At 61.8% G+C, this 25,217-nt stretch carries 25 protein-coding genes, 1 tRNA gene and 1 pseudogene; 15 read left to right on the forward strand and 12 right to left on the reverse strand.

Going from position 1 to position 25,217, the window contains the following annotated elements; genetic code table 11:
• The first annotated feature begins 19 nt into the window (after positions 1 to 19).
• From ACZ5KU_RS20745 to ACZ5KU_RS20755, 3 genes are all read left to right on the forward strand, one after another.
• Positions 20 to 1,234 (forward strand): MFS transporter, encoded by a 1,215-nt coding sequence (locus ACZ5KU_RS20745; protein ID WP_464736169.1) that lies wholly within the window; start codon positions 20 to 22, stop codon positions 1,232 to 1,234.
• A 215-nt stretch (positions 1,235 to 1,449) separates the two neighbouring features.
• Positions 1,450 to 2,352: a LysR family transcriptional regulator gene (locus tag ACZ5KU_RS20750; protein WP_464736170.1), complete on the forward strand. Its 903-nt coding sequence runs from the start codon at positions 1,450 to 1,452 to the stop codon at positions 2,350 to 2,352.
• 95 nt (positions 2,353 to 2,447) lie between these two features.
• Positions 2,448 to 3,056, forward strand: coding sequence for a DsbA family oxidoreductase (locus tag ACZ5KU_RS20755; protein WP_464736171.1), 609 nt, complete (start codon positions 2,448 to 2,450; stop codon positions 3,054 to 3,056).
• A gap of 233 nt (positions 3,057 to 3,289) precedes the next feature.
• Here the strand turns inward: ACZ5KU_RS20755 and ACZ5KU_RS20760 are convergent, their stop codons facing one another.
• From ACZ5KU_RS20760 to ACZ5KU_RS20770, 3 genes are all read right to left on the reverse strand, one after another.
• On the reverse strand, positions 3,290 to 3,829 hold the full coding sequence (locus ACZ5KU_RS20760) for an SH3 domain-containing protein (RefSeq protein ID WP_416769724.1): 540 nt from the start codon (positions 3,827 to 3,829) through the stop codon (positions 3,290 to 3,292).
• A gap of 313 nt (positions 3,830 to 4,142) precedes the next feature.
• Complete coding sequence (locus tag ACZ5KU_RS20765; protein ID WP_416769726.1) at positions 4,143 to 4,613, reverse strand: BRO-N domain-containing protein; 471 nt, start codon at positions 4,611 to 4,613, stop codon at positions 4,143 to 4,145.
• A gap of 369 nt (positions 4,614 to 4,982) precedes the next feature.
• Positions 4,983 to 5,070: transfer RNA gene (locus ACZ5KU_RS20770), tRNA-Ser, on the reverse strand.
• Between the two features lie 124 nt (positions 5,071 to 5,194).
• Here ACZ5KU_RS20770 and ACZ5KU_RS20775 point away from each other — a divergent pair.
• The 7 genes from ACZ5KU_RS20775 to ACZ5KU_RS20805 all read left to right on the forward strand — a co-directional run bounded on the left by ACZ5KU_RS20775 (position 5,195) and on the right by ACZ5KU_RS20805 (position 9,452).
• Positions 5,195 to 5,866: a Bax inhibitor-1/YccA family protein gene (locus ACZ5KU_RS20775; protein WP_054057252.1), complete on the forward strand. Its 672-nt coding sequence runs from the start codon at positions 5,195 to 5,197 to the stop codon at positions 5,864 to 5,866.
• Between the two features lie 110 nt (positions 5,867 to 5,976).
• Positions 5,977 to 6,369: a sulfurtransferase complex subunit TusD gene (tusD, locus tag ACZ5KU_RS20780; RefSeq protein ID WP_054057251.1), complete on the forward strand. Its 393-nt coding sequence runs from the start codon at positions 5,977 to 5,979 to the stop codon at positions 6,367 to 6,369.
• A gap of 1 nt (position 6,370) precedes the next feature.
• Positions 6,371 to 6,733, forward strand: coding sequence for a sulfurtransferase complex subunit TusC (gene tusC / locus ACZ5KU_RS20785; RefSeq protein WP_054057250.1), 363 nt, complete (start codon positions 6,371 to 6,373; stop codon positions 6,731 to 6,733).
• Positions 6,733 to 7,032: a sulfurtransferase complex subunit TusB gene (gene tusB / locus ACZ5KU_RS20790; RefSeq protein WP_054057249.1), complete on the forward strand. Its 300-nt coding sequence runs from the start codon at positions 6,733 to 6,735 to the stop codon at positions 7,030 to 7,032. The genes tusC and tusB overlap by 1 nt, the downstream gene beginning before the upstream one ends.
• On the forward strand, positions 7,029 to 7,364 hold the full coding sequence (locus ACZ5KU_RS20795; protein ID WP_273823243.1) for a TusE/DsrC/DsvC family sulfur relay protein: 336 nt from the start codon (positions 7,029 to 7,031) through the stop codon (positions 7,362 to 7,364). Before tusB ends, ACZ5KU_RS20795 begins: the two co-directional genes overlap by 4 nt.
• Positions 7,361 to 8,362 (forward strand): glycosyl transferase family protein, encoded by a 1,002-nt coding sequence (locus ACZ5KU_RS20800; protein ID WP_054057247.1) that lies wholly within the window; start codon positions 7,361 to 7,363, stop codon positions 8,360 to 8,362. The genes ACZ5KU_RS20795 and ACZ5KU_RS20800 overlap by 4 nt, the downstream gene beginning before the upstream one ends.
• A 91-nt stretch (positions 8,363 to 8,453) precedes the next feature.
• Complete coding sequence (locus tag ACZ5KU_RS20805) at positions 8,454 to 9,452, forward strand: glutathione S-transferase family protein (protein WP_054057246.1); 999 nt, start codon at positions 8,454 to 8,456, stop codon at positions 9,450 to 9,452.
• 52 nt (positions 9,453 to 9,504) lie between these two features.
• On the opposite strand, the pseudogene cysG reads toward ACZ5KU_RS20805, so the two are convergent.
• The 6 genes and pseudogenes from cysG to ACZ5KU_RS20835 form a co-directional block, all read right to left on the reverse strand.
• Positions 9,505 to 10,898 (reverse strand): annotated as a pseudogene (gene cysG, locus ACZ5KU_RS20810) (siroheme synthase CysG).
• Positions 10,899 to 12,179 carry a serine--tRNA ligase gene (gene serS / locus ACZ5KU_RS20815; RefSeq protein ID WP_054062804.1) on the reverse strand — a complete coding sequence of 427 codons (1,281 nt, stop codon included), beginning with the start codon at positions 12,177 to 12,179 and terminating at the stop codon, positions 10,899 to 10,901. It abuts the pseudogene before it with no gap.
• 16 nt (positions 12,180 to 12,195) lie between these two features.
• On the reverse strand, positions 12,196 to 12,570 hold the full coding sequence (crcB, locus tag ACZ5KU_RS20820) for a fluoride efflux transporter CrcB (RefSeq protein WP_054057243.1): 375 nt from the start codon (positions 12,568 to 12,570) through the stop codon (positions 12,196 to 12,198).
• Complete coding sequence (locus ACZ5KU_RS20825; protein WP_054057242.1) at positions 12,567 to 13,892, reverse strand: replication-associated recombination protein A; 1,326 nt, start codon at positions 13,890 to 13,892, stop codon at positions 12,567 to 12,569. The genes crcB and ACZ5KU_RS20825 overlap by 4 nt, the downstream gene beginning before the upstream one ends.
• Positions 13,893 to 13,911: 19 nt before the next feature.
• Complete coding sequence (gene lolA / locus ACZ5KU_RS20830) at positions 13,912 to 14,535, reverse strand: outer membrane lipoprotein periplasmic chaperone LolA (protein ID WP_017903657.1); 624 nt, start codon at positions 14,533 to 14,535, stop codon at positions 13,912 to 13,914.
• 58 nt (positions 14,536 to 14,593) lie between these two features.
• Positions 14,594 to 17,005 (reverse strand): DNA translocase FtsK, encoded by a 2,412-nt coding sequence (locus ACZ5KU_RS20835; RefSeq protein WP_054057241.1) that lies wholly within the window; start codon positions 17,003 to 17,005, stop codon positions 14,594 to 14,596.
• A gap of 296 nt (positions 17,006 to 17,301) precedes the next feature.
• Here ACZ5KU_RS20835 and trxB point away from each other — a divergent pair, with 296 nt between their 5' ends.
• From trxB to infA, 4 genes are all read left to right on the forward strand, one after another.
• Positions 17,302 to 18,252, forward strand: coding sequence for a thioredoxin-disulfide reductase (gene trxB, locus ACZ5KU_RS20840; RefSeq protein WP_464736172.1), 951 nt, complete (start codon positions 17,302 to 17,304; stop codon positions 18,250 to 18,252).
• Between the two features lie 163 nt (positions 18,253 to 18,415).
• Entirely contained in the window at positions 18,416 to 19,102 is a 687-nt protein-coding gene (gene aat, locus ACZ5KU_RS20845) for a leucyl/phenylalanyl-tRNA--protein transferase (protein WP_054057239.1), read from the forward strand.
• A 122-nt stretch (positions 19,103 to 19,224) separates the two neighbouring features.
• On the forward strand, positions 19,225 to 19,932 hold the full coding sequence (locus ACZ5KU_RS20850; protein ID WP_054057258.1) for an arginyltransferase: 708 nt from the start codon (positions 19,225 to 19,227) through the stop codon (positions 19,930 to 19,932).
• Between the two features lie 179 nt (positions 19,933 to 20,111).
• Positions 20,112 to 20,330, forward strand: a complete 219-nt coding sequence (infA, locus tag ACZ5KU_RS20855) for a translation initiation factor IF-1 (RefSeq protein WP_002553999.1) — start codon at positions 20,112 to 20,114, stop codon at positions 20,328 to 20,330.
• A 263-nt stretch (positions 20,331 to 20,593) separates the two neighbouring features.
• Here the strand turns inward: infA and clpA are convergent, their stop codons facing one another.
• Positions 20,594 to 22,864, reverse strand: a complete 2,271-nt coding sequence (gene clpA, locus ACZ5KU_RS20860; RefSeq protein ID WP_017903652.1) for an ATP-dependent Clp protease ATP-binding subunit ClpA — start codon at positions 22,862 to 22,864, stop codon at positions 20,594 to 20,596.
• A 28-nt stretch (positions 22,865 to 22,892) separates the two neighbouring features.
• Positions 22,893 to 23,252 (reverse strand): ATP-dependent Clp protease adapter ClpS, encoded by a 360-nt coding sequence (gene clpS, locus ACZ5KU_RS20865; RefSeq protein WP_017903651.1) that lies wholly within the window; start codon positions 23,250 to 23,252, stop codon positions 22,893 to 22,895.
• 226 nt (positions 23,253 to 23,478) lie between these two features.
• On the opposite strand from clpS, the gene cspD reads away from it, so the two are divergent.
• Entirely contained in the window at positions 23,479 to 23,748 is a 270-nt protein-coding gene (gene cspD, locus ACZ5KU_RS20870; protein ID WP_054057257.1) for a cold shock domain-containing protein CspD, read from the forward strand.
• 80 nt (positions 23,749 to 23,828) lie between these two features.
• Here cspD and icd read toward each other — a convergent pair whose 3' ends face one another.
• The gene (gene icd / locus ACZ5KU_RS20875) at positions 23,829 to 25,085 is read right to left on the reverse strand and encodes an NADP-dependent isocitrate dehydrogenase (protein WP_054062806.1); all 1,257 of its coding nucleotides are present in this window, start codon (positions 25,083 to 25,085) and stop codon (positions 23,829 to 23,831) included.
• Positions 25,086 to 25,217: the final 132 nt, after the last annotated feature.

A 25,217-nucleotide genomic window follows, 5' to 3' on the forward strand; every position in this document is an offset into this window, starting at 1 on the left:
CCCATTCGGAGATGTCGCCATGTCAGCGAGCAGCCCTGAAATTCCTGCTTTCACGTCGGTGCATGCCGACACCCCCTCCAACCTGTCCAAGGCACTGGTTGCGTTTCTGGCGTTCTGCTGTGGCGCCGTCGTTGCAAACCTCTACTACGCCCAGCCCATCGTCGAACTGATTGCCCCGAGCATTGGCCTTTCACCTGAACATGCCAGCCTGATCGTCTCGTTGACCCAGTTCGGTTATGCCGCCGGGCTGCTGTTCCTCGTGCCCCTGGCGGACCTGATGGAAAACCGCCGGCTGGTGATCGGCTTTACGCTGGTGGTCGGCGCCTTCCTGGCGGCCGCCGGCTTCGCCCAAACGCCCTCACTGTTCCTGACAGCCTCGCTGATGATCGGCCTGACCTCGGTCGCCGTGCAGATCCTGGTCCCGCTGGCCGCGCACATGGCCCCCGAAAGCAGCCGCGGTCGAGTGGTCGGGAACATCATGAGCGGCCTGCTGCTCGGCATCCTGCTCGCCCGTCCGGTCTCGAGCCTGTTGTCCGAGTACTTCGGCTGGCGAGGGGTGTTTTACAGCGCCGCGGTCCTGATGGTGGTGATTGCGGCCCTGGTGGCGATGCTGCTGCCTGAACGGCTGCCGAACCATCACACCACCTACCGCCGCCTGATCGGCTCCGTCTTCGGCCTGGCCAGGCAGTACACGGTTCTGCGTGAACGCTCGCTGTACCAGGGACTGCTGTTTGCAAGCTTCAGCTTCTTCTGGACCATCGTCCCGATCGAGCTGGTCCGTCACTACGGCTTCAGCCAGAACGGGGTGGCCCTGTTTGCCCTGGTCGGCGCGGTGGGTGCCATTGCCGCGCCCATTGCCGGGCGACTCGCCGACGCCGGCCACGGCCAGGTCAGCACCCTGGTTGCGTTGATACTGGCCCCGGTGGCGCTGTTGCTCGGCGGCATCCCCGGACTGGGCTACCTGGGCCTGGTGGCAGCGGCGATCGCCCTGGATTTCGCGGTGCAACTGAACATGGTCCTCGGCCAGCGTGAAGTCTACGCCCTGGACCCCAACAGCCGCGCACGCCTCAATGCCGTGTTCATGACCAGCATCTTCGTAGGCGGGGCACTGGGTTCGATGGTGGCGAGCCCCCTGTACGAGGGCTTCGGCTGGACCACCGCGATCCTCACTGCAGCGGCGATCCCGGCCCTCGCCCTGGTGATCTTCCTCGCCAGACATGCGGGCAGGCGCTGACCCGTAAGGCCCGCAGAGGCTGGCAACAGGACGCCCCGCGTTGCCAGCCTGCGCCAGGCTTCGCTCAAGACCCGCGCGCCCCCACAAGCGCCAGCAACAGCACATGCGTCCTATCCAGCCCACCCTCTCGCCGAATATGATCCAGGCAGCCGCACACAGAACGGCTGGGTGACAGCCGCTACGGGTCAGGGAATCTCTTCAACAGAGTCGGAAATATGGATAAGTTTCTCGCGTTGAGCATGTTCGTCGAAACGGTACGCTGCGGCGGCTATTCGGCAGCAGCCCGCAAGCTGGGCGTGGCGACCTCCTCCGTGGCGCGCCAGGTCGCAGCGCTGGAGTCGGACCTGGGCACCACGCTGATCACGCGCAGCACCCGGCAGAACAGCCTGACCGATCTGGGCCAGGCCTACTTCGATAACGCCGTGGCGATCCTCGATGCGCTGGCCGCTGCCGACAGCATGGTGACCGACCGCGGCAGCGAAGCGAAGGGCAAGCTGCGGGTCAGCGTGCCGGTGGAGTTCGGGCGCCGCCTGATTTCCCCGCACCTGGGCCGCTTTCTCGCCAACCATCCGGGGCTTGAGGTCAGCCTGAATCTCAGCGACGAGATGGTCGACCTCTACAAGGATCGCATCGACCTGACCGTGCGCCTGGGCTCGACGGTTTCCAGCGAAGAGGTCATCTGCAGCACCATCGGGCATTTCCAGCGCTGGCTGGTGGCAAGCCCTGCCTACCTCGTGCAGCAGGGTGCACCGACGCAACCGGGCGAACTGACCCAGCACGCGTGCATGCGATTCGACTACGGCGGGCCCATGCGGGACTGGCACTTCGAAATCGACGACGAAACGGTACCGGTCGCCGTGCAGGGGCGGATGCAGAGCAATAATGCCGATATCCTTCGGCAGGCGGCCATCGCCGGTCAGGGAATCGCGCTGCTGGCCGACTGGTTGGTCGCCGAGGACGTACAACATGGGCGACTGACACGCCTGCTGTCCGAATATGAGGTGAACCCGACCTCAGTCAATACATCGATCAATATCGTCTACCTGCCAATCAATCGTGAATCGACGCGCATCAAGGTGTTCATTCAGTTCATGAAAGAGTTGCTGAATATGGCCTAGCAGCCAGCGCAATACTCAATTGCGCCATCTATGGCTTCTGTTGATTCGAACAGCTCCGTACCCTTAAGGTGATCAACTCCTCAAGGGCATTCACCATGGCTACTCCTCCCCTGCTAGCGTTTGACTTCCTTGACCCTTGGGGCTGGGTGGCGGAGCGTCGCCTGGCTGCCGCCATGCACCAGGCTGGCAGGCCGCTGGAGATCATTTTCCAGCCGTGCCGCTCCTCGCTCAGCCGAGCCGCCGCCGGGATGGCCTACTCCGACTACCTGGAGCGCCGCTTCGGAACGGAGGCCGTGGTCCATCAGTCGCTGGTCGCGACGGAACTGCGCAAGCTCGGTATCGAGCCGCAATTGGGCAAGATCCTCACGGTCCCCGACACGCGCCCCGCGCTGGCTGCCGTGTTGTGGCTGCAGAGAAGCGGCAGGCCAGCACAGGCGTTCGTGGAGCGCGTGTACGAGGCCCTGTTTTGCCAGGCTGCGGATATCGGCGCGCTGTCGACGCTGGAGCGACTTCTCGCTCCCGAGGGGGTTGCATTCCGGGACGTCGAGGCGTTCATCGAGAGCGACGCCTTCAGCCAGGAGCTGGATCAAACCGAAGCGATGGCCGCTGCGTGGACGGGACGTGTCATTCCCTCATTGCGCATCAATGGAACGGTCGTGTACGGCGCGCAGACACCCGGCGTGTTGGCATCGATGTTTGCCTGAGGGGTTGCGGTACGCATGCGAGAGTTTCGAAACGTCCATTGAATTTCATCGCCTGTAAGCCTGTCCGCAAGATCACTCGCGTGACGAGCGTGCAACGCTGTGCTCGCAGGCGTAGCCTACAAGCCAGCTTTTATGAATTTTGTATGGTGCTTCTGAGCGAGTTAAGAATATATGTCCAGCCAGCTGGACGAGCGAATGGCACATTCGCAGAGCTTATGGCGTGATGGCTCGTATTAGATGCCGTAACGCTTGTGGCCTCCTGAAGTAATGCAGTACCGGCCACCACGAGGCCCGATGCACACGTTTCCAGAGGAACAAGGACAGGAAGAACCATAAATTGGAGTCTGTTGGCGAGCAGGCTGTATCGGCTGAACCCCTGGCTTTGGCTTTAAAGCGACGTAGCAGTCGGATCCGCTGCAGAGGCTTTTGGACGAAAGCCACTTCGAAGGTTGACCATCTATGCTGATGCGCGCCCATTCATTTCGCGTCTCGAAGACCTGAACCTTTTCACCGCGTTTCAGCTTTGAGATAACCTTGCCGCTAGGTTGATCCCGGACATTGAGATTGTCAGCGCTTACGAACTGTTCATTTATTAAGGCAGGGACCGGTGCTGAGGGAGAAATTGGACTAACTGACGCCAGCACGCTCGGAGCACTTGGCTGTCGCTGGGCTGGAGGGGTGTCTTTTTTCCCCGTTGCCCACAGAACAGCAAAAAGAATCAGGAGTGGGACAAACCATGGCTGGGACTTCTTGCGCATATCCATTGCTCTCATTCGGCACGTAATACATAGGCTGTGCGCTTGACCAACCTGAGGTCACTCGTCTACGTCGATCTTAGACAAGCTTTCAATTTTTGCAGTCTATGCAATTCGCGAACTTTCGACGTCGTTCAGGCGAAGCCATGGATACCTCCCTCCAACATGCATCCTCCTGGAGTGTTAAAGATGCACCATGACTTTCCGGGACTGCACAGCTAGGGCACGGAGTTAAGACCATAGGGCTAAATGAGAGGGCAAAAGTCGCACCAGTGCCTTCATGGCACTGGTAGGGCCCACTGCGATTGAACAGTAACAACGGTCACTTGCGTCATTGAGCTGGCACACACTCCGTCGGCAGCATGAGCCCCGGAACATCTCGCCATCTGATCCACGCCTCGTTCTGCCAGTGCAGCAGACTGACCGCATGACCTGCCCAGTGCAGCGAACTGAGGCTGGGCCCTTGCTTGGCGGTGCCTACCGGAGTACTTCGCAACGTTGGAATGACTTCATGGGTCAGCCATCGCCGCAGATTTTGGTTTTCCGGGATGTGATGGTGAATCATCAAGGCGTACATGCCCGACTCGCTGACCATCAGGGTTTCCTGGATGACTCCGTGGTAGTTCAGCCAGAGCATGCGCCGCTGATCGCTGTCGAGCTTACGGGTCAGGCGTTCGTCCAGTGAACGCCCCATCAAACGCCCAAGGTCGGTCACGCTGAACCAGGCTTGTGATTCCAGCATCAGGGCATGGATAAAACGATTGTGACGAATGAAGCGGGCAGGTTCGAAGTGTTCATTCATATTGATTTCCCCAACCAGTCGCGTTGAAACCGCCTCCTGACGCCAATCAGGGTGGGCGGGGCCGTATGGGTTGGCGTACCGGCTAGTTGGACCCGGCGCATCCGAAGATGCCCACATACGGCCCGCCCATAACAGACAGCCACACGCAGGACACGAAAGCCGCGATCGCGGCTTTGTGCCTTCCAAACCAGCCAGGACGCCAATCCTGTATCGCTGAAGCTCAGCGACATCTAGACCTTAACGCTCGGTGGTCGGTTGGAGATATCGGATATGTGAGCACATATCGTACGAAAAGTCTTGGATGAGGCTGTGCACTTCGCCCAGAAACGAAAAAGCCCCGAAGATTCGGGGCCTTGACAGTGTGCAAGATGGCGGAGGCGCAGAGATTCGAACTCTGGGACCTGTTACAGTCGGCAGTTTTCAAGACTGCTGCCTTAAACCACTCGGCCACACCTCCCATGCATTGCGGGCGCCATGATACCGGAATGAAACACACTGTCAAACTCTCGTGATAGCTTGTTACAGAGCCTCTGTTATGATCTTTGCGACTGAACATTTCAAAACCGAAGGAGAGTTTCGCCATGCGCGAACAGGATTACGCCGTTAACAACAGCGTGCAGGCTGAGCAGCTAGAGGTTAGCCGCGTCCTGCGCAACACTTACAGCCTTCTCGCCCTCACCCTGGCCTTCAGCGGTGTGATGGCTTTCGTCGCCCAGCAGATGAACGTGCGCTACCCGAACGTCTTCGTGGTCCTGATCGGCTTCTACGGGCTGTTCTTCCTCACCAACAAGCTGCGCGATTCCGTCTGGGGCCTGGTGTCGACCTTCGCCCTCACCGGCTTCATGGGCTTCCTGCTCGGCCCGATCCTCAACCGCTACCTGGGCATGCAGGGCGGCGCCGAAGTCGTCAGCTCGGCTTTCGCCATGACCGCCCTGGTGTTCGGCGGCCTGTCGGCCTACGTGCTGGTGACCCGCAAGGACATGAGCTTCCTCAGCGGCTTCATCACCGCCGGCTTCTTCGTCCTGCTGGGTGCCACGCTGGCCAGCCTCTTCTTCAACATCAGCGGCCTGCAACTGGCGATCAGCGCCGGCTTCGTGCTGTTCTCGTCGGTGTGCATCCTGTTCCAGACCAGCGCCATCATCCATGGCGGCGAGCGTAACTACATCATGGCGACCATCAGCCTGTATGTATCGATCTACAACCTGTTCGTCAGCCTGTTGCAGATCTTCGGCATCATGAGCCGCGACGACTGATCACCTGCATGAGCAAAAAGCCCGCTTCGGCGGGCTTTTTGTTGACCGCGATTTAGCTTCTTGGGGAGTCTGGCCTTATCATGGCGACAGATTCGCTGACAGAGCCTTCCATGAAGTTTGCCATTGCGCTGTTTTCCCCGCCCCACGCGCCCTCTTCCCGACGGGCCCTGCTGTTCGCCCAGGCCCTGCTCGCCGGCGGCCATGACATCGTGCGGCTGTTCTTTTACCAGGATGGCGTGCACAGTGCCTCGGGCAACGTGGTCACGCCACAGGACGAACAGGACCTGCCACGGGAATGGGCCAGTTTCGTCAGCGACAACCAGCTCGACGGCGTGGTCTGCATTGCCGCGGCCCTGCGCCGGGGCGTGCTGAATGACGAGGAAGCCCAGCGCTACGCGCGCTCGGCGGTGAACCTGGGCGCCGGCTGGGAACTCTCGGGCCTGGGGCAATTGCATGATGCGGTGCAGGCCGCCGACCGCCTGATCTGCTTCGGAGGGCCTTGAGATGTCCAAGTCTCTGTTGATTATCAGCCGCCAGGCGCCGTGGTCCGGGCCGAGCGCCCGCGAAGCCCTGGATATCGTCCTGGCCGGCGGCGCCTTCGATCTGCCCGTGGGCCTGTTGTTCATGGATGACGGGGTGTTCCAGCTCATGCCGGGGCAGACGGCCAAGGCCGTGCAGCAGAAGGACCTGACGGCCAACCTGAAGGCATTGTCGCTGTTCGGCGTCGAGGACCTGTTTGCCTGCCGCGACAGCCTGGCCGATCGTGGCATCCTCGCCGACCAGGTGGCCAGCGCAGACCTGAACCTGCTGGCGACCGAAGAAATCGTCGCGCTCGTTAATCGTTATGACCAGGTGATCACGCTCTGATGTCGACCTTGCACGTATTGTCCCACTCCCCTTTCACCGACAGCCGCCTGGGCAGTTGCCTGCGCCTGCTGGGTGCCGAGGACGCCCTGCTGCTTTGCGGCGACGCGGTATACGCCCTGCAACCGCGCAGCCTACCGCTGGAAGCCCTGGAAGAGCGCGCCGCCACGCTGCGCCTGTTCGCCCTCGACGAGGACCTGCAGGCCCGCGGCCTGGAGTGCCCGAGCTGGGCCACACGCGTGGACTACCCGGGCTTCGTCGAATTGTCGGTCCGGCACGACAAGGTCAATACCTGGCTATGAATACCCTGACGGTGAACGGGCGGGACATCGCCCTGGACAAGGACGGTTACCTGGTTGAACTGAGTGACTGGTCGCCCGAGGTCGCCGGCGCCCTCGCCGCCCGTGAAGGCATCGAGCTGAGCCCCGAGCACTGGGAGATCCTCGAACTGCTGCGCGGGTTCTACCGGGAATTCGAGCTGTCACCGGCCACTCGCCCGCTGATCAAGTACACCGCCTCGAAACTGGGCGTGGAAAAGGGCAACAGCCTGCACCTCAACCGCCTGTTCAATGGCACTCCCGCCAAACTGGCCGCCAAGCTGGCGGGCCTGCCCAAGCCGACGAACTGTCTATGACCGAATACGTGCCGCTGATCACCGAAACACCCGAGGAACATCCTTTCGCCCCATTCGTACGCATCCTCGGCAAGGGCAAGCGTGGCGCCCGCGGCCTGAGCCGCGAGGAAGCCCGTGAGGCCATGGGTATGCTGCTCGACGGGAAAGTCGAAGAGACCCAGCTCGGCGCCTTCCTGATGCTGTTGCGGCACAAGGAGGAAAGCCCGGAGGAACTGGCCGGCTTCACCGAGGCCCTGCGCGAACGGCTCGATGCCCCATCCCTGCAGGTCGACCTGGACTGGCCGACCTACGCCGGCAAGAAACGCCACCTGCCCTGGTACCTGCTGGCCGCCAAATGCCTGGCCCAGAACGGCGTGAAGATTCTGATGCACGGCGGCGGCGCCCACACCGCGGGCCGGCTGTACACCGAACAGTTGCTGGAAACCCTGCAGATTCCGCTGTGCCGCAACTGGCAGGCCGTCGGGCAGGCCCTGGCCGCCGGCAACATTGCCTTTGCGCCCCTGGTCGACTGGGCCCCCCAACTGCAACGGATGATCGACCTGCGCAATACCCTCGGCCTGCGCTCGCCGATCCATTCGCTGGCCCGCGTCCTCAACCCGCTGGGGGCGCGCTGTGGCCTGCAGAGCATCTTCCACCCCGGCTACCAGGCCGTGCATCGCGAAGCCAGCCGCCTGCTGGGTGATACCGCCATCGTGATCAAGGGCGATGGCGGCGAGATCGAGGTCAATCCCGACAGCACCAGCCACCTGTACGGCACGGCCAACGGCGAAAACTGGGATGAGGAATGGCCGGCGTTGTCCGAGCAGCGCCATGTGAAGCCGGCGTCGCTGGAACCCGAACACCTCAAGGCGATCTGGCGCGGCGAGGTCGAGGACAGTTACCCGCAACTGGCGCTGCTGTCTACCATGGCACTGGCCTTGCGCGGGCTCGGCCTGCCTCGTGAAGAGGCGTTCGAACAGGCCCGGATTTACTGGGCCGCACGAGACAAATCGATTTAATCGATCATTCGACCCCAGGTTTTGCGCTATTTATTCGAACGATTCTCTTTAGACTGGGCTCCAACGCATCACTGCCAAGGAGTTTTTCTAGATGGGTCTCTTGATCGAAGGCCGCTGGCACGACCAGTGGTATGAAAGCAGCAAAGACGGCGCCTTCCAGCGCGAGCAGGCGCAGCGCCGTCACTGGGTGACCGCCGATGGCCAGCCGGGCCCCAGCGGCGAAGGCGGCTTCGTCGCCGAGGCCGGTCGCTACCACCTGTATGTTTCCCTGGCCTGCCCCTGGGCCCACCGTACGCTGATCCTGCGCAAGCTCAAGGGCCTGGAAAGCCTGATCGACGTCTCGGTGGTCAGTTGGCTGATGCTGGAAAACGGCTGGACCTTCGACAAGAGCCATGGCTCCACCGGCGATCACCTCGATGGCCTGGCATTCATGCACCAGCGTTATACCGCCGACACCGCCGACTACACCGGCCGGGTGACTGTGCCGGTGCTGTGGGACAAGAAGCTCAAGCGCATCGTCAGCAACGAGTCGGCCGAAATCATCCGCATGTTCAACAGCGCGTTCAACGGGCTGACCGGCAACACCCTGGACTTCTACCCGCCAGCCTTGCGCCCGGTCGTCGATGAGTGGAACGAACGGATCTATCCGGCGGTGAACAACGGCGTCTACCGGGCCGGCTTCGCCACCTCGCAATCAGCTTATGAAACGGCTTTCGACGCGCTGTTCGTCGAGCTGGATCAGCTGGAGCGGCACCTGTCGCAACATCGCTACCTGGCCGGCGAGTACCTGACCGAGGCGGATGTACGGCTGTTCACCACGATGATTCGTTTCGACGCGGTGTATCACGGTCACTTCAAGTGCAACCTGCGGCGCATTGCCGACTATCCGAACCTGTCGAACTGGCTGCGGGAGATGTATCAGTGGCCGGGTGTGGCCGAGACGGTGGATTTCACCCATATCAAGGGGCATTACTACGCCAGCCACCGGACCATCAACCCGACAGGTGTCGTGCCCAAGGGGCCGGAGCAGGATTTCACTGGCAGCCATGACCGCGAGCGGTTGGTGGGGCGTGGGGTCTGGAAGAGCTGAGAGAGGTACTGCAGGAGCCGAAGACCCGCTCCTGCAGGTTTGTGTTGCTGGATCAGACCTGACCCTGGGCGCCTTCGAACCAGGCCAGTTTCTCGCGAAGCTGCACCACTTCGCCGACGATCACCAGGGTCGGCGCATGCACTTCATGCTCCGCCACCAGTTGCGGCAGGTTGGCCAGGGTGCCGGTGAACACCCGCTGGTTCGCCGTGGTGCCCTGCTGGATCAGTGCCGCCGGGGTGTCCGCCGAACGACCGTGCCGGATCAGTTGTTCGCAGATCACCGGCAAGCCGACCAGCCCCATGTAGAACACCACGGTCTGCGCCGGCGCCACCAGGTCGACCCACGGCAGGTCGGTGCTGCCATCCTTCAGGTGACCGGTGACGAAGCGCACGGACTGCGCATGGTCACGATGAGTCAGCGGAATCCCGGCGTAGGCCGAGCAACCGCTGGCCGCGGTGATACCCGGCACCACCTGGAATGGAATGCCCTGGGCCGCCAGTTCCTCGATCTCTTCGCCACCCCGACCGAAAATGAACGGATCGCCGCCCTTCAGGCGCAGCACCCGCTTGCCCTGTTTGGCCAGCTCGACCAATTGCCGGTTGATCTGGTCCTGGGGCACGGCGTGATCGGCGCGGCGCTTGCCGACGTAGATACGGTCGGCATCCCGACGGCACAGTTCGAGGATCGCCGGCGCCACCAGGCGGTCGTAGAGCACCACGTCCGCCTGCTGCATCAGGCGCAGGGCACGGAAGGTCAGCAGGTCGGGGTCACCCGGACCTGCGCCCACCAGATACACCTCACCCGACGCATTCGGGGCGTACCGTTGATCTTCTCCACCAGCAGCCGCTCGGCCTCGGCGCCCTGCCCGGCCAGTTGCCGATCGGCGATCGGCCCCTGGAACACCTCTTCCCAGAAGGCGCGACGCTGCTGCACAGCCGGGAACAGTGCCTTGACCTGATGACGGAACCGCGCCGCCAACCCGGCCAACTGGCCATAGGTCGACGGAATCCAGGTTTCCATCTTGGCCCGGATCAACCGCGCCAGCACCGGTGCGTCACCGCCGCTGGACACCGCGATCACCAGCGGCGAGCGATCGACGATGGCCGGGAAGATCACGCTGCACAGGGCTGGCGCATCCACCACGTTGACCGGTACGCAACGCCGCCGGGCATCGGCGGAAACCTGGGCATTGAGCGCTTCGTCATCGGTGGCGGCGATGATCAGCACGCAACCATCCAGGTCGGACTCGACATAACCGCGCAACAGCATTTCGCCGCCGCTGCCGTCGATCAGCTCGCGCAGTTGGCTTTCAATCTCGGGAGCAACCACCCGCAACAGCGCACCGGCGTCGGCCAGCAGGCGAGACTTGCGCAAGGCAATCTCGCCGCCACCGACCACCAGGACACGGCTGCCGCGCAGGTTGTGAAACAGCGGCAGAAATTCCATTTAGCCGATGACCTCGATGCCGCCCATGTAGGGCTTGAGCACTTCCGGTACACGGATCGAACCGTCGGCCTGCTGGTAGTTCTCCAGCACCGCCACCAGGGTACGCCCCACCGCCAGGCCGGAGCCGTTCAGGGTGTGGACCAGTTCCGGCTTGCCGGTTTCGGCGTTACGGAAACGCGCCTGCATGCGGCGGGCCTGGAAGTCGCCACAGTTGGAGCACGAGGAAATCTCGCGGTACTTGTCCTGGCTCGGCACCCAGACTTCCAGGTCGTAGGTCTTCACGGCGCTGAAGCCCATATCGCCGGTGCACAGGGCCAGGACACGATACGGCAGTTGCAGCAGCTGCAGGACCTTCTCGGCGTTGGCAGTCAGGCCTTCCAGCGCTTCCATCGACTTCGACGGCTCGACCACCTGGACCATCTCGACCTTGTCGAACTGGTGCTGGCGGATCATGCCGCGGGTATCGCGACCCGAGGCACCGGCTTCACTGCGGAAGCACGGGGTGTGGGCGACGAATTTCAACGGCAGTTGCTTGGGATCGAGGATCTCGCCGGCGACGATGTTGGTCAGCGACACTTCGGCGGTCGGGATCAGGTACAGATCGGCTTCGCCGTCGCGCTTGATCTTGAACAGGTCTTCCTCGAACTTCGGCAACTGGCTGGTGCCCATCAGCGCCGGCGCCTGCACCAGGTAAGGTGTGTAGGCTTCTTCGTAACCGTGCTCGCTGGTGTGCAGGTTGATCATGAACTGCGCCAGGGCGCGGTGCAGGCGGGCAATCGGGCCGCGCAGCAGGGCGAAACGGGCGCCGGACAGCTTGGCGGCGGTTTCGAAGTCCAGCCAGCCGAACTTCTCGCCCAGGGCGACGTGGTCCTGGATCGGGAAGTCGAAGGCGGTCGGCGTGCCCCAGCGGCGCACTTCGACGTTGCCGTCCTCGTCGGCACCCACCGGTACCGATTCGTGGGGCAGGTTGGGGATACCCAGCAGGATCTGGTCCAGCTCGGACTGGATGGCGTCCAGCGCGGCCTTGCCTTCCGTCAGCTCGGTGCCCATGTTTTCGACGCTGGCCATCAGCGGCGCGATGTCTTCGCCGCGCTGCTTGGCCTGGCCGATACTCTTGGAAACCGCATTGCGCTCGGCCTGCAATTGTTCGGTGCGGGTCTGCACCACCTTGCGCTGGCTTTCCAGCTCTTCGATGCGGGCGACATCGAGGCTGAAGCCACGGGAGGCCAGACGATCCGCTACGTCCTGGAGGTTGCTACGTAACAGTTTGGAATCGAGCATGTCGGTTTCTCGTTATTCAGAGTTTGGTCAAGGACAGGCCAGCCCAGGTTGCGAGCAGCCCGCCGAATACGCTCAGGGCCGCATAGCCCAGGGCCACAAGCCCCTGCCCGCTTTCCAGCAGGCGAATCGTATCCAGTGAAAAGGATGAAAAGGTGGTCAGGCCGCCAACGAATCCCACGATCAGGCCGGCGCGGATTTCCACCGGGACCTCGGGGCGCAGCAAAAACAGGCCGTAGAGCACGCCAATCACCAGGCAGCCCACGATATTAACGGCCAACGTCGCGGTATAGAAGTGCCTGGGCCAATTGGCATTGATCAGATTGCCTGCGGCAAAACGTACCAGGGTGCCGATGATGCCGGCGACGGACACCGCGATTACGGTGCGGATCACGGTTTTCTCCGTTGTCTCGGGCTCTGCCGATCCAGCGCGGCGAGGTGGTTGAGCTTCTCGCCGATCTTAAGCTCCAGCCCGCGCGGAACCGGCTGGTAGAAGGCCTGCGGCTGCAGTTCCTCGGGGAAATAGTCCTCGCCGGCGGCGTAGGCGTCGGGCTCGTCGTGGGCATAGCGATACTCCTCGCCATAGCCCAACTGCTTCATCAGCTTGGTCGGGGCGTTGCGCAGGTGCAGCGGAACTTCCAATGAGCCATGTTCGGCCGCACTGACCATGGCGGCCTTGAAGCCCATGTACACCGCGTTGCTCTTCGGCGCGCAGGCCAGGTAGGTGATGGCCTGGGCCACCGCCAGCTCGCCCTCGGGGCTGCCGAGGCGCTCCTGCACGTCCCAGGCCGCCAGGCACAGGCTCAGGGCCCGGGGGTCGGCGTTGCCGATGTCCTCGCTGGCCATGCGCACCACCCGCCGCGCCAGGTACAGCGGATCGCAGCCGCCGTCGAGCATGCGCGCGAACCAGTACAGCGCGGCATCCGGGTTGGAACCGCGAATCGACTTGTGCAGCGCGGAAATCTGGTCGTAGAAGGCTTCGCCGCCCTTGTCGAAACGCCGACGGGTATCGCCCAGCAGGCTCTGCAGCAGGTCGACGCCGATCTCGCCACCGTCTTCGGCCAGGTCCGAGGCGTTCTCCAGCAGGTTGAGCAGACGCCGTCCATCCCCATCCGCCGCCGCCAGCAGCATCTGGAAACCCTCGTCGCCCAGGCTCAACCGGCGCTTGCCCAGGCCGCGCTCTTCAGTGAGGGCACGCCGCACCAGCTTGCGCAGGGCCGCCTCGTCGAGGCTCTTGAGCACATAGACCCGCGCCCGAGACAGCAGGGCGTTGTTCAATTCGAATGAGGGGTTCTCGGTAGTGGCGCCGATAAAGATCAGCGTGCCGTCCTCGACATAGGGCAGGAACGCATCCTGCTGGGACTTGTTGAAGCGATGGACTTCGTCGACGAACAGGATCGTGCGCCGACCGTATTGCCCGGCCTGCTGCTTGGCGACTTCCACCGCCTGCCGGATCTCCTTGACCCCGGCGAGCACCGCCGACACGGTTTCGAAGTGCGCGTCCGAGACTTCCGCCAGCAGCCGCGCCAGGGTGGTCTTGCCGACCCCGGGCGGGCCCCAGAAGATCATTGAATGCAGTGCGCCCTGCTCCAGGGCTTCGCGCAACGGCTTGCCCCGGGCCAGCAGGTGCTCCTGGCCGACGTACTCATCCAGGTTGGTCGCCCGCAGACGGGCGGCCAGTGGCTGGGCGATCGGGGCACGGCTGAACAGATCCATGGGCTGCGTTTGAAACCTCTTATTCCTGGATGACGTCAGCACCCTTGGGGATGTCGAACTTGAAGCGGGCCGCATCGATCGGCTCGTTGGCCTTGACCCCAGTGAACAGCAGATTGGTGCGCTGGCCGACGCTGTCGATCAGTTGCATGTCGTTGACCAGGCCGTTGCGGAACGACAGGCGCAGGCTGTCGAACAGGGTGTCCTTGGTTTTCGGCTTGAGCACGAAGTCGATCACGCCACCGGCTTCCTTGGCAGTGATATCGAAGCTCTCGCTGATCTTCGACACGTCACCGGACAGCAGCAGCGCCGGGGTCTGGGTCAGGCGCAGGTCGAGCTTCTTGATGGTCACCTGCTCCAGGTCCGGGTCCCACAGGGTGACCTTCTGGCCATCGGAGATCATGGTCTGCTCCTGCGGCGCATCGGTGTGCCAGTAGAACAGCCCCGGGCGCTTGAGGGACATCTCGCCAGCGGTTTCCTGCAACTGGGTTCCGCTGCCATCCAGGGTCAGTTGCGAGAAACGCGCGGTGAGGGTCTGGGATTTTTCGAGCAACTGCGTCAGGCGCGCCACATCCTTCTGGTCGGCATGGGCCGACAAGGTGGTCAACGCCAGAACCGGCAACAACAGCATGCGAATGACACGCATGGGAGTCCTCATGGAATTCGTTTGAAGGATATGCCGCATGATCGCATGCGGCACGGAATCAGTCGCGCATCGGCCCGGGCGCAATCACTTCGCGCGAACCGTTGGTATTCATGGCCGTCACCACGCCGGCCATCTCCATGGCCTCGATCATCCGGGCGGCCCGGTTGTAACCGATCTTCAGCTTGCGCTGCACTGCGGAAATCGAAGCCCGGCGGCTTTCCAGGACGAACTGTACCGCTTCGTCATAGAGCGCGTCGGTTTCGGCATCCTCTTCGCCGCCACCGCCACCGCCGCCCTCGAAGCCGCTGCCGGCCTCTTCGACGCCGTTGAGGATGTCGTCGTTGTACTCCGGGGCGCCACGCAGTTTCCACGCCTCCACCACGCGGTGCACTTCATCGTCGGAAACGAAGGCGCCGTGAACACGGATCGGCAGGCTGGTACCCGGCGGCATGTAGAGCATGTCACCATGGCCCAGCAACTGCTCGGCACCGCCCTGGTCGATGATGGTCCGCGAGTCGATCTTGCTGGACACCTGGAACGCCATGCGGGTCGGGATGTTGGCCTTGATCAGGCCGGTGATCACGTCCACCGACGGCCGCTGGGTCGCCAGGATCAGGTGGATGCCGGCCGCCCGCGCCTTCTGGGCGATACGGGCAATCAGTTCCTCGACCTTCTTGCCGACGATCATCATCATGTCGGCGAATTCGTCGACCACCACCACGATGGTCGGCAACTTGGTCAGCAGCGGCGCTTCGTCGTGGATGCTTTCGCGGTTGTACAGCGGGTCCGGAATCGGTTCGCCGCGTTCCTGGGCTTCCTTGATCTTGGCGTTGAAGCCCGACAGGTTGCGCACGCCCATCTTCGCCATCAGCTTGTAGCGCCGTTCCATCTCGGCGACGCTCCAGCGCAGGGCGTTGGCGGCGTCCTTCATGTCGGTGACCACCGGGCACAGCAGGTGCGGAATGCCTTCGTAGATCGACAGTTCGAGCATCTTCGGGTCGATCATGATCAGCTTGGCGTCTTCCGGGCCGGACTTGAACAGGATCGACAGGATCATCGCGTTGACCCCTACCGACTTACCGGAACCGGTGGTACCGGCCACCAGCAGGTGCGGCATCTTCGCCAGGTCAGTGATCACCGGCTTGCCGCCGATGTCGTGGCCCAGGGCCAGGGTGACCGGCGACTTGGCGTCGTCGTATTCCGGGGTCGACAGCACCTCGCGGAAACGCACGATCTGCCGGTCCTCGTTGGGAATCTCGATACCCACCGTGGTCTTGCCGGGGATGACTTCCACCACCCGCACGCTGGTCACCGCCAGCGAGCGCGCCAGGTCCTTGGCCAGGTTGGCGATACGGCTGACCTTCACCCCGGCCGCCGGCTGGATTTCGTAACGGGTAATGACCGGGCCCGGATGGATCGAGTCCACCGACACTTCGACGCCGAACTCCTTGAGCTTGATTTCCAGCAGGTGGCCGACGGCAGCCAGGGATTCGGGAGAATGGTTGAGCTGCTTTTTCGCCGCCTCGTCGAGAATCGAGATCGGCGGCAGGGTGCCTTCGACTGCGCTGTCGACGAACAGCGGCGCCTGCTTCTCCTTTTCCACCCGCTTGCTCGGCTGTGGCGGCTTGGCCGGTGCCGGCATGATCACCGGCGGGATCTGCTTCTCGCGTTCGGACATGTGCTTGCTCAGCGCCTGTTCGCGCTCGATCAGGCGTTCCTTGGCCTTAGCCTGCTCGCGCTTGTCGGGAACGGCCGGAGCCACCACTTCGTGGACGCGGTCGTCCACCTCACGCAGTTGCGCCACCAGTTGCTTGCGCTCGGTACGGGCCGCCCACCAGCGGTTCAATGCCCCCTGGAACAGCTCGAACAGGTCGAGGGTGATCTTGCCGGTGACATCCATCACCTTGAACCACGACAGGTCGGTAAACACCGTGAGGCCGAACAGGAACAGGGCGATGAACAACAAGGTGCTGCCCTGGATATTCAGGGCATTGCGCGCCAGGTCACCCAGGCTCTCGCCCAGGGCACCGCCGGCACCGGCTGGCAGGCCGGTCGGCGAATGGAAATGGATATGCGCCAGGGCCGCGCCCGACAGCACCAGGAATACCAGGCCGATCAGGCGCCAGGAGAACAGCCAGCCACTCCACTGCCAGGGTTCGTGACGCTGGCGAAAGATCTGGTAGGTCTTGATCGCCAACAACAATGGAAATACGTAGGCGAAGTAACCCAGCACCATGAACAGGATATCGGCGCTGTAGGAGCCGGCAGGGCCGCCGAAGTTCTGCACGTCATCGATCTTGCTGTTATGACTCCAGCCCGGATCGTCCTTGCCGTAAGTCAGCAAGGCCATCATCAGGAACAGGCACAAGGCGCCGATGGCAATCAGCGCGCCTTCCTTGAGGCGATAATGCAGTTGCTGGCGCCAGAGTGGCACCACTGCTTTAGGCGGTGTTGCGGTGGATTTCTTCAAAACGCGTCTTTTCCTGCGCCCGAGGCGCGCCCAGCTGTTGATTGACGACAAAATACTGCCCACTCGGGGCCAGTAACAGTTATCCGGCAAAACCGCGGCTATTTTAAATATCAGCCCCTTATTATCGGTATTTGCCACTCCGGAAACTATCATCCTTACATGATGAACATTGTACGGGTTTGCGCGCCCGATGCCACGCCGCTGCCTCCTGGGTGTAGCATAGCCAACAGCGCTGTTCATGCCGCTCAATTTGAGCATGCATTCTCTTTTGTGACAAAGGCTTATGAGGTGTTTTTATGAACGAAGCCAAGCATTCGCGCCTGATCATTCTCGGCTCCGGGCCCGCCGGTTACAGCGCCGCCGTGTATGCCGCCCGTGCCAACCTCAAGCCTGTCGTCATCACCGGCCTGCAAGCCGGCGGTCAGTTGACCACCACCACCGAAGTCGACAACTGGCCAGGCGATGTCGAGGGCCTGACCGGGCCGGTCCTGATGGAACGCATGCAGAAACACGCCGAGCGCTTCGACACCCAGATTGTCTACGACCACATTCATACCGCGGAGTTGCAACAGCGGCCGTTCATTCTCAAGGGTGACAACGGTACCTACAGTTGCGATGCACTGATCATCGCCACCGGCGCCTCCGCCCAGTACCTGGGCCTGCCCTCCGAAGAGGCGTTTGCCGGCAAGGGTGTTTCGGCCTGTGCCACCTGCGATGGCTTTTTCTATCGCAACCAGGTGGTTGCGGTGGTCGGCGGCGGCAATACGGCGGTCGAGGAAGCCCTGTACCTGGCCAATATCGCCAGGGAGGTACACCTGGTGCACCGTCGCGACAAACTGCGCGCGGAGAAGATTCTCCAGGACAAGCTCTTCGAAAAGGCTGCCAACGGCAATATCCGCCTGCATTGGAACCAGCATCTGGACGAAGTGCTCGGCGATGCCAGCGGCGTCACCGGCGCCCGCCTGCGCGACAGCAACACCGGCGAAACCCGGGAGTTGCCGCTGGCCGGCGTGTTCATCGCCATCGGCCACAAGCCCAACACCGATCTGTTCCAAGGGCAATTGCCGATGCGCGATGGCTACCTGCTGGTGCAGGGCGGCAGCGAGGGCAATGCCACGGCAACGCAGATCCCCGGCGTGTTCGCTGCCGGCGATGTGGCCGACCACGTCTATCGCCAGGCCATCACCTCGGCGGGCGCAGGCTGCATGGCGGCGCTGGATGCCGAGAAGTACCTGGACGACAACTGACACCGAAAGGCACCGCGATCCTTGCAGGAGCGTGGCTTGCCCGCGAAGCCTTAGGCAATCTTGAGGGCGCTTTCGCGGGCAAGCCCTGTTCCCACAAGGACTGCGATGCCTGCAACAGTGTGTTTACCCGCCCTCCCCTCTTCCTTTTCAAGCCAAGAACGCCATGCTGACCTGGTTACAACGCGACAACCTGAACTTCCCACCGCTGGCCAAGGCCATGCGCGAACCCAATGGCCTGCTGGCAGCCGGCGGCGATCTGTCCGCCGAACGGCTGGTCCAGGCCTACCGCCATGGCTGCTTCCCTTGGTTTTCCGAAGGCCAGCCGATCCTCTGGTGGTCGCCGGACCCGCGCACCGTGCTGTTTCCTGACGAACTGCACGTTTCCCGCAGCCTGGCCAAGCTGTTGCGCCAGCGGCGCTACCAGGTCACCTTCGATCGCGACTTCGCCGCAGTCATCCGCGCCTGCGCGGCACCCCGCGCCTACGCCGACGGCACCTGGATCACCGAAGCGATGCAGAACGCCTACCTGCAACTGCACGAACGCGGGTTTGCCCATTCGGTCGAGGTCTGGGACCAGGGTGAGCTGGTCGGCGGCCTCTATGGCCTGGCGATGGGCCAGCTGTTTTTCGGCGAGTCCATGTTCAGCCGTGCCGACAATGCCTCCAAAGTCGGCTTCGCCACCCTGGTCAGCCACCTCAAGGAGGCGGGTTTCGTGCTGATCGACTGCCAGATGCCGACCCACCATCTGCACAGCTTCGGCGCCCGGGCGATTGCACGTAGCGAATTCGCCCGTTATCTGCAGGAACACCTCGACCAACCCAACAGCGCGTCCTGGCAAGCGCCGCTGTAGAGCCGGCAAACCGGAAAATCACACGACAATCAAGTAACCTTCATACAGCGCCTAGGCGTGTTTTCCCAGGCTGGCTTACACTTGATTCAATGCAATTCAAAGCTTAATCCCGAGGGTTGATCATGACCGAGCTGGCGCGTTTGAAGTTTTATGCCACTCAACCCCACTCTTGCAGCTATCTGCCCGAGGAGCAGGCGACTACGCTGTTCCTCGATCCTAGCCAGCCCATGGACGTGCATGTCTACGCAGACCTGTCGGAAATGGGTTTCCGTCGTAGCGGCGACCACCTCTACCGGCCCCACTGCCAGAACTGCAACGCCTGCGTACCGGCACGCATTCCTGCGGCGCAGTTCCTGCCCAACCGCCAGCAGAAACGCATTCTCAAGCGCAACATGGACCTGGAAGTACGTGCCGCCAAGCCGCAGTTCAGCGAAGAGTACTTCGACCTGTACCGCCGCTACATCGAGCAACGCCATGCCGATGGCGACATGTACCCGCCCAGCCGGGACCAGTTCTCGACCTTCCTGGTGCGCGACCTGCCCTTCTCCCGGTTCTACGAGTTTCGCCTGCAGGGGCGGCTGGTCGGCGTGGCGGTGACCGACCTGCTGCCCAACGGCCTGTCGGCGGTGTACACTTTCTACGAACCGGAGGAAGAACGTCGCAGCCTGGGGCGCTACGCCATTCTCTGGCAGATCGGCGAAACCCTGCGCCTGGGCCTGGATGCGGTCTATCTCGGGTACTGGATCAAGAACTGCAAGAAGATGAACTACAAGACCCAGTACCGGCCAATCGAACTGCTGATCAATCAGCGCTGGGTCACACTCAACTGAGTACATCCCCGCCAAAGCCCCTTCCATTCCAGTGGTAAAGCCCGCTGGAATCGGCCGGTTATTTTCGCTCGAAAGCACTAACCTCTTGGCGTGCAGGTGCTTTTTCGGGCACAATGCACGCCGCTTTTGCCTGGCGCAGTTGCACCGGGCCATTCACTGGACACCGAGGGCTTTACTGCATGTCGAAAGAAGACAGCTTCGAAATGGAAGGCACTGTCGTCGACACCCTGCCAAACACCATGTTTCGCGTGGAATTGGAAAATGGGCACGTCGTAACCGCGCATATCTCCGGCAAGATGCGCAAGAACTACATTCGTATTCTTACCGGTGACAAAGTGCGCGTCGAGCTGACGCCCTACGACTTGAGCAAAGGGCGCATCACCTACCGCGCTCGTTAATCAGGTCGATACAAGACGCCCGGCATTGCCGGGCGTTTTTGTTTGCGCGGGTTGGGATAGTGGCCAGCCTTTGAAGGCAATGTCGATGCCACTGACGTCTTCGCGGGCAAGCCCGGCTCCTACAGGAATGTGTCGTACGCGAGCGCGGGCACGACGATGAACCGTAGGAGCCGGGCTTGCCCGCGAAAAGGCCGGCGCAAGCAACACCCGATACAAACAAAAACGCCCGGCTAAGCCGGGCGTTTTTGCATGACAGCCTTGCATCAAGCCATTTCAGCGGTGGTCTCGAAGTCGAAGGTCAGCTCGCCATCCTTGATGTCGATGTGCACCACACCGCCATGCTCGGACAACTCGCCAAACAGGATCTCCTCGGCCAACGGACGCTTGATCTTGTCCTGGATCAGGCGCGCCATCGGACGTGCCCCCATGGCCGAATCGTAACCGCCCTCGGCCAGCCAGCTGCGGGCCGCATCGGTGACTTCCAGCTGTACGCGCTTGTCTTCCAGCTGCGCCTGCAGTTCGGTAAGGAACTTGTCCACCACGCTCTTGATGACCTCGTGGCTGAGGCGACCAAACTGGATGATGGTGTCCAGACGGTTGCGGAACTCCGGCGTGAAGCTCTTCTTGATCACTTCCATGGCATCGGACGAATGATCCTGGTGAGTGAAGCCGATCGACGCCCGGGCCGCGGTTTCGGCACCGGCGTTGGTGGTCATGATCAGGATCACGTTGCGGAAGTCGGCCTTGCGCCCGTTGTTATCGGTCAGGGTACCGTGGTCCATGACCTGCAGCAGCAGGTTGAAGACTTCCGGGTGAGCCTTCTCGATCTCGTCGAGCAGCAGCACGCAATGCGGCTGCTTGGTGATGGCCTCGGTCAGCAGGCCACCCTGGTCGAAACCGACATAACCCGGAGGCGCACCGATCAGGCGCGACACGGTATGACGCTCCATGTACTCGGACATGTCGAAACGCACCAGCTCGATGCCCATCGCCTTGGCCAGCTGCCGTGCCGCCTCGGTCTTGCCGACGCCGGTAGGGCCGGCGAACAGGAACGAACCGACCGGCTTGTCCGGCGACTTCAGCCCGGCACGGGACAGCTTGATGGCGGTCGACAGCGAGTCGATGGCCGCATCCTGGCCGAACACGGTGAGCTTGAGGTCGCGCTCGAGGTTGCGCAGCAGTTCCTTGTCGGAACTGGTGACGTGCTTCGGCGGAATCCGCGCGATTTTCGCGACGATATCCTCGACCTGCGGCACATCGATGCGCTTGACGCGCTTGTCCGCCGGCTGCAGACGCTGGAAGGCGCCCGCCTCGTCGATGACGTCGATGGCCTTGTCCGGCATATGCCGGTCATTGATGTAGCGCGATGCCAGCTCGGCCGCCGCACGCAGCGCCTCTTCGCTGTATTCGATATTGTGGTGCTGCTCGAAACGCCCTTTCAGGCCGCGCAGGATACCGATGGTGTCCTCGACCGAGGGCTCGGTCACATCGACCTTCTGGAAACGCCGTGCCAGCGCACGGTCCTTCTCGAAGATGCCGCGGAATTCCTGGAAGGTGGTCGAGCCGATGCAACGGATATCACCCGAGGACAGCAGCGGCTTGAGCAGGTTCGAGGCATCCATGACGCCGCCGGAAGCGGCACCGGCACCGATGATGGTGTGGATTTCGTCGATGAACAGGATCGCCTGCGGACGCTTTTTCAGCTCGCCGAGCAGCGCCTTGAAGCGCTTCTCGAAGTCGCCGCGGTACTTGGTACCGGCCAGCAGGGCGCCCAGGTCGAGGGAGTAGACCACACTGCTCGCCAGCAGGTCGGGCACCTGGTTGTCGACGATGCGCTTGGCCAGGCCTTCGGCGATCGCGGTCTTGCCGACGCCCGCCTCACCGACCAGCAACGGGTTGTTCTTGCGCCGCCGGGCGAGGATCTGCGCCACGCGCTCGACCTCGTGCTCGCGCCCGACCAGTGGATCGATACGCCCCTGGCGCGCCAGCTCGTTGAGGTTGCTGGCATACGCATCCAGTGGGTTGCCTGAAGATGAAGACTCACCGCCCTCTTCGTCCTGCATATCCTGCTCGCTTTCGGAGTGATCGCCATGCCCTGGCACCTTGGAGATGCCATGGGCGATGTAGTTGACGACATCGATACGCGCAACGCTTTGCTGCTTGAGCAGGAACACCGCCTGGCTTTCCTGCTCGCTGAAGATAGCGACGAGCACGTTGGCACCCGTCACCTCACGCTTACCGGAGCTCTGCACATGGAACACGGCCCGCTGCAGGACACGCTGGAAACCCAGGGTCGGCTGGGTCTCGCGATCTTCGTCATGCACGGGGATCAACGGCGTGGTGGAGTCGATGAACTCCTGCAGGTCGTGCTTGAGTTTGTCGAGGTTCGCACCGCAGGCCCGTAGGACGGTAGCGGCTGCCTCGTTATCCAAAAGGGCCAGCAAAAGGTGCTCGACCGTCATGAATTCATGACGCTTCGAACGAGCCTCCTTGAAGGCAAGATTGAGGGTGACTTCGAGCTCGCGGTTTAACATAGTTCACCTCATACCCAACTGGTCGGCGTTAACCGTCCTTCTCGATTTCACAGAGTAGCGGATGCTGGCTTTCCCTGGCGTACTGGTTGACCTGCATGGCCTTTGTCTCGGCGATGTCGCGGGTAAACACTCCACATACTGCCCGTCCTTCCGTGTGAACCGCCAGCATGACCTTGGTGGCCAGCTCGCGATTCAAGTTAAAAAACACCTCGAGCACTTCGACGACGAAATCCATCGGTGTGTAGTCATCATTGAACAACACCACCTTGTACATCGGTGGCGCCTGCAACGCAGGTTTCGCCTCCTGCATGGCAACGCCCGAGCCGTCGTCGTGGAAATCCGGGCGATCCTGATTGAATGTTAGTCGAATCTGGCTGATTGCATGCATGGAAAGAAAGGTTCGTCAGTTGAGCAAATACAGTGATGGGGACAATCCGGCCCATTTCAAGACTGACCGAATGGTCACCTTGACTATCGGCAAATCGGTGTTACAACCAATAGAGACCAGATTGGGTAATAAAGGTCCATATCGTCAACCATTTTTCTGGTTCACGCAGTGAAGGATGAACTGGATGATACTCCAGTGATGGGGTCGTTTGCAGAGGGATATGAGCATGCCGAGCGGTAAGGTCAAGTGGTTCAACAACGCCAAGGGCTATGGTTTCGTCCTGGAAGAAGGCAAGGATGAAGACTTGTTTGCCCACTATTCAGCCATCCAGATGGACGGCTACAAAACCCTCAAGGCTGGCCAGGCCGTAAGCTTTGAGATCATCCAGGGCCCCAAAGGTCTGCATGCGGTCAACATACAGAGCGCTGCCGTAGTGACCCCAACCGATGACAAAGCATTGGTTTCCAAGAGCAAGGCGAACAACGTCAGCGCCTGAGTCATCTCACAGAAACATCCAGCTATAAAAAAAGCCCGATTCAAGGATTTGAACCGGGCTTTTTTTATCGCCAATCCGTCTTACATGTGCGCGATCAGCGCGTCACCGAAACCGGACGACGAAACGAGCTTGGCCCCCTCCATCAGACGCTCGAAGTCATAGGTCACGGTCTTGGCCCCGATGGCGCCATTGGTACCCTTGATGATCAGGTCGGCAGCCTCGGTCCAGCCCAGGTGACGCAGCATCATTTCCGCGGAGAGGATCAGCGAGCCGGGGTTGACCTGGTCCTTGCCGGCATACTTCGGCGCGGTACCATGGGTGGCCTCGAACATGGCCACGGTGTCGGACAGGTTGGCGCCCGGCGCAATGCCGATACCGCCCACCTCGGCCGCCAGGGCGTCGGACAGGTAGTCACCGTTCAGGTTGAGGGTCGCGATCACGTCATATTCGGCCGGACGCAGCAGGATCTGCTGGAGCATGGCATCGGCGATGGCATCCTTGACCACCACGTTGCGCCCGGTCTTGGGGTTCTTGAACTGCATCCACGGGCCACCGTCGAGCAGGGTCGCGCCGAACTCCTCGGCCGCCACCTCATAGGCCCATTCCTTGAAGGCACCTTCGGTGAACTTCATGATGTTGCCCTTGTGGACGATGGTCAGCGACTTGCGATCGTTGTCGACCACATATTGCAGGGCCTTGCGCGCCAGGCGCTTGGTGCCTTCCTTCGACACCGGCTTGACGCCGATACCGCAGTCCTGGTCGAAACGGATCTTGGTCACGCCCATTTCTTCCTTGAGGAACTTGATGACCTTGTTCGCTTCCGGCGAACCGGCCTTCCACTCGATCCCGGCATAGATGTCCTCGGAGTTCTCGCGGAAGATCGTCATGTCGACATCGCCGGGCTTTTTCACCGGGCTCGGCACGCCCTCGAACCAGCGCACCGGGCGCAGGCAGACATACAGGTCGAGTTGCTGGCGCAGGGCCACGTTGAGCGAACGGATACCGCCACCCACCGGCGTGGTCAGCGGACCCTTGATGGAAACCACATAGTCCTTGACCGCGTCCAGGGTTTCCTGGGGCAGCCAGGTGTCCTGGTCATAGACCTGGGTGGCCTTTTCGCCGGCATAGACTTCCATCCATGAGATCTTGCGCTTGCCGCCGTAAGCCTTTTCGACAGCCGCATCGACGACCTTGATCATCACCGGGCTGATGTCGACGCCAATACCGTCACCTTCGATGAAAGGGATGATCGGGTGATCAGGAACATTGAGAGAGTGGTCTGCGTTGACGGTGATTTTGTCACCGACGGCTGGAACCTGAATCTTCTTGTATCCCATGTTGTACTCCATCTATGGATTGAACATCTGGCTGCGTTCGAGCGTACCCCAGTTAAATGTAGACGGAAACCTCGCCCCCACCCATTTCCCCTGAAAAGCGGCAAGTTCGCGGCGTACAAGCTTGAAATCAAA

This window comes from Pseudomonas sp. Tof1 (assembly GCF_055390395.1).

Bases quoted from the DNA above. Each gene is read 5' to 3' on its own strand.
- ACZ5KU_RS20800 (WP_054057247.1), top strand. From the start codon at position 7,361: ATGACCGAATACGTGCCGCTGATCACCGAAACACCCGAGGAACATCCT.
- cspD (WP_054057257.1), top strand. From the start codon at position 23,479: ATGCCGAGCGGTAAGGTCAAGTGGTTCAACAACGCCAAGGGCTATGGT.
- clpA (WP_017903652.1), bottom strand. From the start codon at position 22,864: ATGTTAAACCGCGAGCTCGAAGTCACCCTCAATCTTGCCTTCAAGGAG.
- ACZ5KU_RS20775 (WP_054057252.1), top strand. From the start codon at position 5,195: ATGCGCGAACAGGATTACGCCGTTAACAACAGCGTGCAGGCTGAGCAG.
- infA (WP_002553999.1), top strand. From the start codon at position 20,112: ATGTCGAAAGAAGACAGCTTCGAAATGGAAGGCACTGTCGTCGACACC.
- ACZ5KU_RS20805 (WP_054057246.1), top strand. From the start codon at position 8,454: ATGGGTCTCTTGATCGAAGGCCGCTGGCACGACCAGTGGTATGAAAGC.
- tusD (WP_054057251.1), top strand. From the start codon at position 5,977: ATGAAGTTTGCCATTGCGCTGTTTTCCCCGCCCCACGCGCCCTCTTCC.
- ACZ5KU_RS20745 (WP_464736169.1), top strand. From the start codon at position 20: ATGTCAGCGAGCAGCCCTGAAATTCCTGCTTTCACGTCGGTGCATGCC.
- serS (WP_054062804.1), bottom strand. From the start codon at position 12,179: ATGCTCGATTCCAAACTGTTACGTAGCAACCTCCAGGACGTAGCGGAT.
- ACZ5KU_RS20760 (WP_416769724.1), bottom strand. From the start codon at position 3,829: ATGAGAGCAATGGATATGCGCAAGAAGTCCCAGCCATGGTTTGTCCCA.
- ACZ5KU_RS20765 (WP_416769726.1), bottom strand. From the start codon at position 4,613: ATGAATGAACACTTCGAACCTGCCCGCTTCATTCGTCACAATCGTTTT.
- clpS (WP_017903651.1), bottom strand. From the start codon at position 23,252: ATGCATGCAATCAGCCAGATTCGACTAACATTCAATCAGGATCGCCCG.
- aat (WP_054057239.1), top strand. From the start codon at position 18,416: ATGCTGACCTGGTTACAACGCGACAACCTGAACTTCCCACCGCTGGCC.
- tusB (WP_054057249.1), top strand. From the start codon at position 6,733: ATGTCGACCTTGCACGTATTGTCCCACTCCCCTTTCACCGACAGCCGC.
- ACZ5KU_RS20750 (WP_464736170.1), top strand. From the start codon at position 1,450: ATGGATAAGTTTCTCGCGTTGAGCATGTTCGTCGAAACGGTACGCTGC.
- trxB (WP_464736172.1), top strand. From the start codon at position 17,302: ATGAACGAAGCCAAGCATTCGCGCCTGATCATTCTCGGCTCCGGGCCC.
- icd (WP_054062806.1), bottom strand. From the start codon at position 25,085: ATGGGATACAAGAAGATTCAGGTTCCAGCCGTCGGTGACAAAATCACC.
- ACZ5KU_RS20755 (WP_464736171.1), top strand. From the start codon at position 2,448: ATGGCTACTCCTCCCCTGCTAGCGTTTGACTTCCTTGACCCTTGGGGC.
- ACZ5KU_RS20825 (WP_054057242.1), bottom strand. From the start codon at position 13,892: ATGGATCTGTTCAGCCGTGCCCCGATCGCCCAGCCACTGGCCGCCCGT.
- ACZ5KU_RS20850 (WP_054057258.1), top strand. From the start codon at position 19,225: ATGACCGAGCTGGCGCGTTTGAAGTTTTATGCCACTCAACCCCACTCT.
- lolA (WP_017903657.1), bottom strand. From the start codon at position 14,535: ATGCGTGTCATTCGCATGCTGTTGTTGCCGGTTCTGGCGTTGACCACC.
- tusC (WP_054057250.1), top strand. From the start codon at position 6,371: ATGTCCAAGTCTCTGTTGATTATCAGCCGCCAGGCGCCGTGGTCCGGG.
- ACZ5KU_RS20795 (WP_273823243.1), top strand. From the start codon at position 7,029: ATGAATACCCTGACGGTGAACGGGCGGGACATCGCCCTGGACAAGGAC.